Consider the following 7483-nt stretch of genomic DNA (forward strand, 5'->3'; position numbering starts at 1 on the left):
CCCCGCCGCAACAGCCCACCGCCCCGGCACATACGCCTCCGCCGGATTGCCGAACGGCACCGGCTCGCCCGCGTCGTCGACCGCGTCCCTGCGCACCGGGCAGTGCGAGACGATCTCCAGGTAAATGCCGCGAAATGCCTCGACGTTCTGCTCCACGGTGAACAGTTCGAGCGCCCGCGCACGCGCCGCCGCCCCGAGCCGCTCGCGCCGCCCCGGGTCCCGCAGGAGCGCCACGCACGCCTCGGCGAGCGCCCGAGGATTGCGCGGCGGCACCACGAGTCCCGTGCCGCCGATGACCTCGACGACCGCGCCGACATCCGTCGAGACCGTCGCGCGCCCGCAGAACATCGCCTCGACCAGGCTGATCGGAAAGCCCTCGACGACGCTGGAGAGGACGACGACACTCCCCGCCTCGTACGCGTCCGCGAGGTCGGGCGTCGCGGGCGCCCCGATCTCCTCGAAGGACACGGGGTTGTCGCCGACGGCGTGCACGCCCTCCGCCTCGTCGGGGAAGAGCTGTGCGGCGAGCGCCTCGCAGTGCGCGAGATACGCGGCCGCCTCCGGGCCCTCCGCGGGCGCCCCGACGATCCGCAGCAGCGCCTTCGGCTCCTCCTTGCGGATCTCCGCGAAGGCGTGAAGGAGCGAGATCAGGTCCTTGGCGGGTTCGATGCGCCCGACCCAGAGGAGGGTGTCCGGGTCGCCCGGGTCCTCCCGCTCACCGACCTCCGCGAAGCGGGAGACCTCCATGCCCGGGTAGACCGTCCGCAGCTTCGACCGCTCGGCGCCGCACCGCTCCTGCCAGCGCCGCGCGTGCGTGTTGCCGGGCGTGATGACGGTGGCCCGGCCGTACACCTCCGCCGCGAGCCGCCCGTGGAAGGAGGTGAGCAGCGCCCGCGCGGGCGCGCTCGGCGCCTCGTCGCCCGCCGCCAGATAGTGCGCCCGCAACTGCACCCCGTACTCGGTGACCAGGAGCGGCACTCCGGAGAAGTGCTTGGCGAGGAGACCGGGGAGCGCGGCGGGGCCGCCGGACGTGGCGTGGCACAGGTCCACCGCGCCGAGGTCGTCGTCCTCGTACCAGTCGAGGGAGAGGGGCCGCAGCGCGCGCTCGACCTGGGACGCCACCGTGAGCAGATCGGGCACCCGTGCGCTGCGCGCGGCGCGCAGCGCGCCCGGCGCGCGGCAGGCGGCCTCCAGGGCGCGCACGGCCGCCTCGGAGCGCAGCGCACCGACCAGGCCGCCCTCGTCGCGGGCGAGTTCGGCGAGGCCGTAGAGCGCGCTGCCGAAACGGTCCGCCAACGCGGCGGAGTCCTCGGCGCCCCCGGCCGCCCCGGAGCGGCAGATCACCGAGGCAAGCTCGCCGTAGCAATCGGCGAACCGCCGCCGGGCCCGCCGCCCGTACCCCGCCCCGAGGTCGATGCCGTCGTCGTCGACGGTCCACAGCGGCGCCGTCCGCACCCGGCTGACCTGGGGCGGCAGCTCGATCCAGCCCCGCGCCTCCTGCCGCTCGCTGCGGCTGAGCGCGTAGATGTCGAATTCGTGCTGCCCGAGCCCGCGCACGAGCCGGTCGCACCAGAGCCTGGCCTCACCGCTCACATACGGATAGCCACCCTCCGTAAGCAGTCCGATGCGCACGCGTACACCCCCGATCTCCCATGTGGGGAGCCGCCGTTGGCCCGGCGGCTCGCAGCGGGACGAACGTATGCGGACATGACGGTGGCGTGATGGACGGTTGTCCATCACGCCACCAAAAGGGGTGAACGGCCGTAACTTTCCCGTGCCGGTCGCGTTCCGTCGCGCTATGGCACGACGAAAGCGCTTTTCAGCTACGGAGAGTCATGCTGCGGCCAGCTCCCTGCGGGCCGTGCGGCGGCGCGCGGCCGCGTCCGGATCGAGCGCAGGGACGGCCGCCAACAGCTGTCTGGTGTACGCCTCCTGGGGCGCGCCGTACACCTCGTCGACGGAGCCGGACTCGACGATCCGCCCCTGCCGCAGCACCGCGACCCGGTCGCTGACCTGGCGTACGACCGCCAGATCGTGTGCGATGAAGACCAGCGCGAGCCCCAGCTCCCGCTGCAACTCGCCGAGCAGGGCCGTCACTTGGGCCTGTGTCGTCACGTCGAGCGCCGACACGGGCTCGTCGCACACGATGATCCGCGGCTCGGCGGCGAGCGCCCTCGCGATGCCGACGCGCTGCCGCTGGCCGCCGCTGAACTCGTGCGGGTAGCGCCCGTAGTGCGCCGGATCGAGCCCGACGCGCGCCATCAGGTCCCGTACGCGATCGCGTACGGCGGACTCCCCTGCGCCACGAGCGCGCAGCGGGTCGGCGATGGACTCCCCCACACCGCGCCGCGGGTTGAGCGAGGAGACGGGGTCCTGGAACACAGGCCAGATCCTTGTCGCCGGTGACCTTGGCGAGTTCGGCGGGGCCGAGGTTGGTGTCGGTGGTGACGGCGGTGGCGTCCGCGCCCTGTCCTGCCGAGAGCCGCTGGTTGATGACGGATGAGCAGTGGAAATGAGCAGAGCTCGCCCCGGGGTCGCCGAAGGGGGTCAGGACCTGGGAAAGGCCATGAGGGAACTAGCGACGCACGCGCCAGGGGCGGGCGTCAGCAACAGTGAATGTCGGACACGCAGTGCGCGGTCACGCCAAAGAGCGCCAGCTCAAGGGCGGCGCGCGAGGAGGCGTGACGAGGCGACATGCGGAGGAATACGAACGACCTTGTCGCGGATGTCAAAGCCGCCGGCCGGCGGATGCCGGAGCCGCCGACCCGCATGCCGACCGCTTCGGTCTCAACTCTTGGGAAAAGCCCAGGGGTTGGCCTTGCACTTGATTCCGTCGTGGTCGAGGAACTTGGTCTGCTGCTGCATGACCGGGGCGAGGTCGCCGCTCTTCGTGCAGTCGACGTGATTGAAGCCGAGCCGGTGGCCGACCTCGTGATTGATCAGCATCTGGCGGTACGGGTGGATGCGGTCGCCGTAGGTCTTGGCGCCCTGCGCCCATCGATAGGCGTTGATCATGACGCGGTCGGTCGCCGCGGAATCGCAGGACACGTTCTGTTCGAGCGTGTCGAGCCCGGACTTCGCGCACCATTTCGCCGTCGTGCCGGGACTGGCCAGCGTGACGACGAAATCGGGCTTCCCTGAGGAGATCCGCTCGAAGGTCCGGCCTCCGCTGTGCGCCCAACTCCGGTCGTCGTTCAGGGTTTTCTGCACGGCCGCCGCGAACAGCTCGCCGTCCAGACCCATCCCCTTCTCGACGTCGACGCGGTAGCGGAACAACTGCCCCTTGCCCGGCGCCTTGTCGAACCCGGCGATCGCGTCGAAGTCTCCGGCCGCGGTGAGCTTCGCGGCCAGCGGGTACTTCTTGCCCATCTTCGTCTCGTACGTGGCCGGGGCGGCGTCAGGTGGAGTGGGACGGTCGTCCGAGCGGGACGCCGGGTCGTCGGCCTCACGCTTGTCCTTGCCCTGCGCGGCCTCGGCCTTGGGGGCAGAGTCCTTGGGCCCGTCGGTCACCTGGCCGGCGACGACCACGGCGAGCACGGTGGTGACCGCGGCGGCCGCGATGCCGGTGAAGGTGCGGCCCTTGCCGCCCTTGCCGTCCCGCTCGTCGGCGACGTCGGCGACGTCGGCGCCATCGGGCCCGCCGGTGCCGCCCGCCCCTTCGGACCAGAGGTCGCCGTGGGCCTCCTCCTCGTCGACCGCACGGTCCCAGTCGGTGACGGAGGCGTACGGGTCGTGGGGCGTGCGCATGGGCGGCACGGTCGCCGTACCGTGAGCGCCCGGCATCGCTCCTGGTGCTCCCGGCGCGAACAGATCCTCGTCCGCGAACTCGCCGCCGAACGCGTCCACGTACTCGGCGCGCGGCCCCGGCGCGTACGGCGCGGCCCCCGTCCCCGCCACGGTCCGCGCGCCAGGCACCCCGTACGAGGCCCCCATCCGCGACCCGTCACCCCAGCCGCCGCCCGGCTCACGCTGCTCGGGGTGGCCGCCGCGGACGTGCGGCACGCCGTGCGGCGGGGTGGCCTGGGGCACGCCGTGCGGAGGCGTGGCCTGCGGGACGCCGTGCGGAGGCGTGGCCTGCGGGACGCCGTGCGCGGGGGTGGTGTCGGCCGGCGGGCCCACGCGCCTGCGCCGCCCGGTGCCGGGACCCGGCGGGCGCGCTCCCTGTGCCGGCGGATTACCGGTGCTGCTCGTGTTGCTGCTGTTGTCTGCGAGGTCGGCCGAACCCCGGCGGCTGTGACGTCCCACGTGCCGCCTCAGCTCCCCGAACCCGCAGCGCCGGAATCGCTCAACTGCCCGGTGTCCGTGAGCAGTTCACGGAAGGCGTTGGCCACCGTGTCCGGATACTCCATCATCGCCACATGCCCCGCGTCCGGCAGCGTGAGGAGCCGTGAGTCGCGGAACGCGGCGGCCGCCTTGCGGGCCATCCGGTACGAGACGAGCAGATCCCGGCCGCCGTAGACGAGCAGCGTCGGCGCGAGCACCCGCTCGGCCTGCCGCCACAGTCCGTGCTGGCCACCCAGGGTGTACGCGTTCACGATGCCGCGCGCCGAGCGCGTCATCGCGTCCCACATATAGGGCAGCGCGAGCCTGCGCTCCATCTCGCGCACCGCCGCGCTGAAACCTTCCGGCGTGATCCGGGCCGGGTCGCCGTAACAGAGCGCCATGACACCGCTGACCCGCTGCTCGGCCGTCCAGTCCTTGGTGAGCTTGGTGAACAGGCTCGCGACGCCGGGCACCGCGAGCAGCCCGGTCGGCATCGCCGTGCGCTGCACCCGCAGCTCCGGCAGCGCGGGCGAGATCAGCGTGAGGGTGCGTACGAGATCGGGGCGGACCGCGGCGACGCGGGTGGTGACCGCGCCGCCCAGCGAGTTGCCGACCAGGTGCACGGGGCCGCGGTCGCTCGCGTCCAGGTAGCGGATGACCGCGCGCGCGTGCCCGGTGACCGAGTAGTCGCCGTCGTCGGGCGGCGGCGAGTCCCCGAACCCGGGCAGATCAAGCGCCTCGCAGTCGACGACGGACTCGACCAGCGGCATGAGGGCCGACCAGTTCTGCGAGGAACCGCCAAGACCGTGCACGAAAAGGGCCGGCGGCAGTCCCTCGCGGACGGCCGGCCTGGAACGTACGGAAAGCGTGAGTCCGGGAAGGCCGACCGAGTCGAGCCGCTCGCCCGCCGCGACACCGACGGCACCCGGCTTGGGCGCGACGGCGGCGAGCACGTGCGGCAACTCGGTCGAAGACATGCGGCAATGTTACGAGACGATCACACGGTGGTTCGTGTGTTCGCCGTCACAGATCCGGCCGATGTCGCGGGGAGATCGCGTAGCGCCTGGTTCGGCAGTCTCCTAGGCTCATAGGAGAGGGGCTCATAGGAGAGGGGCTCATAGAAGAGGGCGAACAGGGCACTCGCACCACTAGTAGTGCGCTAGGGAAGTGCGCTAGGGAAGAGAGTGACGATGACCGTCGACCCGTCCGACCCCGAGACCTTCCAGGTCGAGGAGACCGAGACCAGCGGCGAGACCCCCGAGGCCGACGCCGCGGAGCAGCACGCGGACCTCACCCCGAGCCAGGACGACTCCCTGGAGGACGCCGACCAGGACGCGGCGAACGAGGCCGACCTGGCGGAACAGGCCCGCGTCGTCAGCATCGACGAGGACGACTATCGCTGACCTGCCCGTGTTTGCCCTGCTACGCACGGCTTTCACGGCCATCCAGTCCGTGAAATTCTCCGCTCGTACCGCGCACATCACGGTTACCGAAAAGTACGATGGCCGCGCGGCGCACACCGCACGTTCACGATCATGGGAGGCGGCGTGACAGCCATCGAGCAGACAGAGGCGGCACGCCCGCGGGGCACACGCCTGCCGCGTCGTGCCCGACGCAATCAGCTCCTGGGCGCGGCGCAGGAGGTCTTCGTCGCGCAGGGGTACCACGCTGCGGCGATGGACGACATCGCCGAGCGGGCCGGCGTCAGCAAGCCGGTGCTCTACCAGCACTTCCCCGGCAAGCTCGACCTGTACCTCGCCCTGCTGGACCAGCACTGCGAGTCGCTGCTGCAGTCCATCCGCACGGCCCTCGCGTCCACGTCGGACAACAAGCTCCGCGTCGCGGCCACGATGGACGCGTACTTCGCGTACGTGGAGGACGAGGGCGGCGCGTTCCGCCTGGTCTTCGAGTCCGACCTGACCAACGAGCCCGCGGTGCGCGAGCGCGTGGAGCGGGTGACGCTCCAGTGCGCGGAGGCGATCTGCGAGGTCATCGCCGAGGACACGGGCCTGCCCCGCGACGAGGCCATGCTGCTCGCCGTGGGCCTGGGCGGCTACTCGCAGGTGGTCGCGCGCTACTGGCTCGCCAGCGGCAGCACGGTCCCGCGCGACAAGGCGGTGCAGCTGCTCACCTCGCTGGCCTGGCGGGGCATCGCGGGATTCCCGCTGCACGGCACGGAAGGCCACTGATCGGCGGCGGTGCTCCCTGTTCCCGTTTTCTGTTCGCTCCTGGCGTGCGGCGGCGGAACCGTGAGCATCGCTTCACCGGGCTAATGTGTGCTGGGTACGGCGCGGACGGCCGCGCCATCACTGAGCGTCGGAGGGACATAGCCGTGGAGGTCAAGATCGGCGTGCAGTACGCGCCCCGCGAGATCGTGCTGGAGAGCGGCCAGAGCGCCGAGGAAGTCGAGCACGCGGTGTCCGAGGCGCTGACCGGCAAGTCGCCGCTGCTGAGCCTCGTGGACGACCACGGCCGCAAGGTCCTGGTTCCGGCCGACCGCCTCGCGTACGTCGAGCTCGGCGAGCCGACCGCGCGCAAGGTGGGCTTCAGCGCCCTGTAAGCAGGGTGCGCACGCAAGGCGCACGAGGAGAACGGCCCGGTGGTGACCCACCGGGCCGTTCTCGTCGTACGTATCTCGTTGTACGTACCTGACCTCGCTCGGAGGGTTGCGTTCCGGCCGCCAGGGGTAATACCGGCTACGACCGTTTTGCACCTGGCCGCGAGGGAGGGACACCCTGTGATTCTGGAAGCACTCGGCTCCGCACTGCTCGGTTTCGCCCTGGCGTGGGCCACGGCCCACCGCCTGCCCCACCGGCTCCCCGCCCGCAGCCTGGTCCTCTCGACCGGAGCGGTGGGCGCCCTGATCGGCTCCTTCGTCACACACATGGCCCTGGGCGCGGGCCACGCACCCGCGACGATCGCGGGCGCGGTGGCCCTATCGGCGGCCTCGCTGTCACTCCTGCTCCGCCCGAGCCGCAACAGACTGAGCCGTCGCTCGGCGACGGCGTAAGGGGCGCCCAGGGGGGGCGCCCCGAAGGGGCGCGGGGAACTGCGCGACAAGCCACGAAGCACCCGCGGCCAAAGACGAGACCCCTAGGGCGCGTATCGAAAGCGGATCTTGAGGTGAGATGATCTTGCTTCGTGGCACGTGGAGATCTGACGGATACGCAGTGGGCCCGCCTGGAGCCGTTGTTGCCCCGGGGCAAGAAGCCGGGCCGTC

General features: G+C 71.6%; 8 protein-coding genes and 1 pseudogene. 4 read left to right on the top strand and 5 right to left on the bottom strand.

What is annotated here, in order from left to right; all coding sequences use genetic code 11:
* The 5 genes and pseudogenes from E2651_RS38955 to E2651_RS38970 all read right to left on the bottom strand — a co-directional run.
* Positions 1 to 1632, bottom strand: a 1632-nt coding sequence (locus E2651_RS38955) for a DUF3492 domain-containing protein (RefSeq protein ID WP_135336005.1), incomplete at its 3' end; no start/stop codon positions are given.
* Between the two features lie 201 nt (positions 1633 to 1833).
* Positions 1834 to 2403: pseudogene (locus E2651_RS38960) on the bottom strand (ATP-binding cassette domain-containing protein); the annotation flags it as partial.
* A 200-nt stretch (positions 2404 to 2603) separates the two neighbouring features.
* A complete protein-coding gene (locus E2651_RS46245; RefSeq protein ID WP_323178664.1) occupies positions 2604 to 2696 on the bottom strand; it encodes an Ms4533A family Cys-rich leader peptide in 93 nt (30 codons plus the stop codon).
* 91 nt (positions 2697 to 2787) lie between these two features.
* Positions 2788 to 4245, bottom strand: coding sequence for a DUF3152 domain-containing protein (locus tag E2651_RS38965; RefSeq protein ID WP_135336006.1), 1458 nt, complete (start codon positions 4243 to 4245; stop codon positions 2788 to 2790).
* An 8-nt stretch (positions 4246 to 4253) separates the two neighbouring features.
* Positions 4254 to 5240 (bottom strand): alpha/beta hydrolase, encoded by a 987-nt coding sequence (locus E2651_RS38970; protein ID WP_135336007.1) that lies wholly within the window; start codon positions 5238 to 5240, stop codon positions 4254 to 4256.
* A gap of 213 nt (positions 5241 to 5453) precedes the next feature.
* On the opposite strand from E2651_RS38970, the gene E2651_RS38975 reads away from it, so the two are divergent.
* The 4 genes from E2651_RS38975 (at position 5454) to E2651_RS38990 (ending at position 7273) form a co-directional block, all read left to right on the top strand.
* Positions 5454 to 5666: a hypothetical protein gene (locus E2651_RS38975; protein WP_135336008.1), complete on the top strand. Its 213-nt coding sequence runs from the start codon at positions 5454 to 5456 to the stop codon at positions 5664 to 5666.
* 144 nt (positions 5667 to 5810) lie between these two features.
* The gene (locus tag E2651_RS38980; protein ID WP_135336009.1) at positions 5811 to 6452 is read left to right on the top strand and encodes a TetR/AcrR family transcriptional regulator; all 642 of its coding nucleotides are present in this window, start codon (positions 5811 to 5813) and stop codon (positions 6450 to 6452) included.
* Between the two features lie 143 nt (positions 6453 to 6595).
* Positions 6596 to 6823, top strand: a complete 228-nt coding sequence (locus E2651_RS38985; RefSeq protein WP_055565193.1) for a DUF3107 domain-containing protein — start codon at positions 6596 to 6598, stop codon at positions 6821 to 6823.
* A 177-nt stretch (positions 6824 to 7000) separates the two neighbouring features.
* Positions 7001 to 7273, top strand: a complete 273-nt coding sequence (locus E2651_RS38990) for a hypothetical protein (protein ID WP_135336011.1) — start codon at positions 7001 to 7003, stop codon at positions 7271 to 7273.
* Positions 7274 to 7483: the final 210 nt, after the last annotated feature.

The sequence above is a fragment of the Streptomyces sp. MZ04 genome (genome assembly GCF_004684775.1).
Lineage (GTDB): Bacteria > Actinomycetota > Actinomycetes > Streptomycetales > Streptomycetaceae > Streptomyces.

Excerpts from the sequence above, each read along its gene's own strand:
- E2651_RS38970 (WP_135336007.1), bottom strand. The coding sequence starts at position 5,240 with ATGTCTTCGACCGAGTTGCCGCACGTGCTCGCCGCCGTCGCGCCCAAG.
- E2651_RS38975 (WP_135336008.1), top strand. The coding sequence starts at position 5,454 with ATGACCGTCGACCCGTCCGACCCCGAGACCTTCCAGGTCGAGGAGACC.
- E2651_RS46245 (WP_323178664.1), bottom strand. The coding sequence starts at position 2,696 with ATGTCGCCTCGTCACGCCTCCTCGCGCGCCGCCCTTGAGCTGGCGCTC.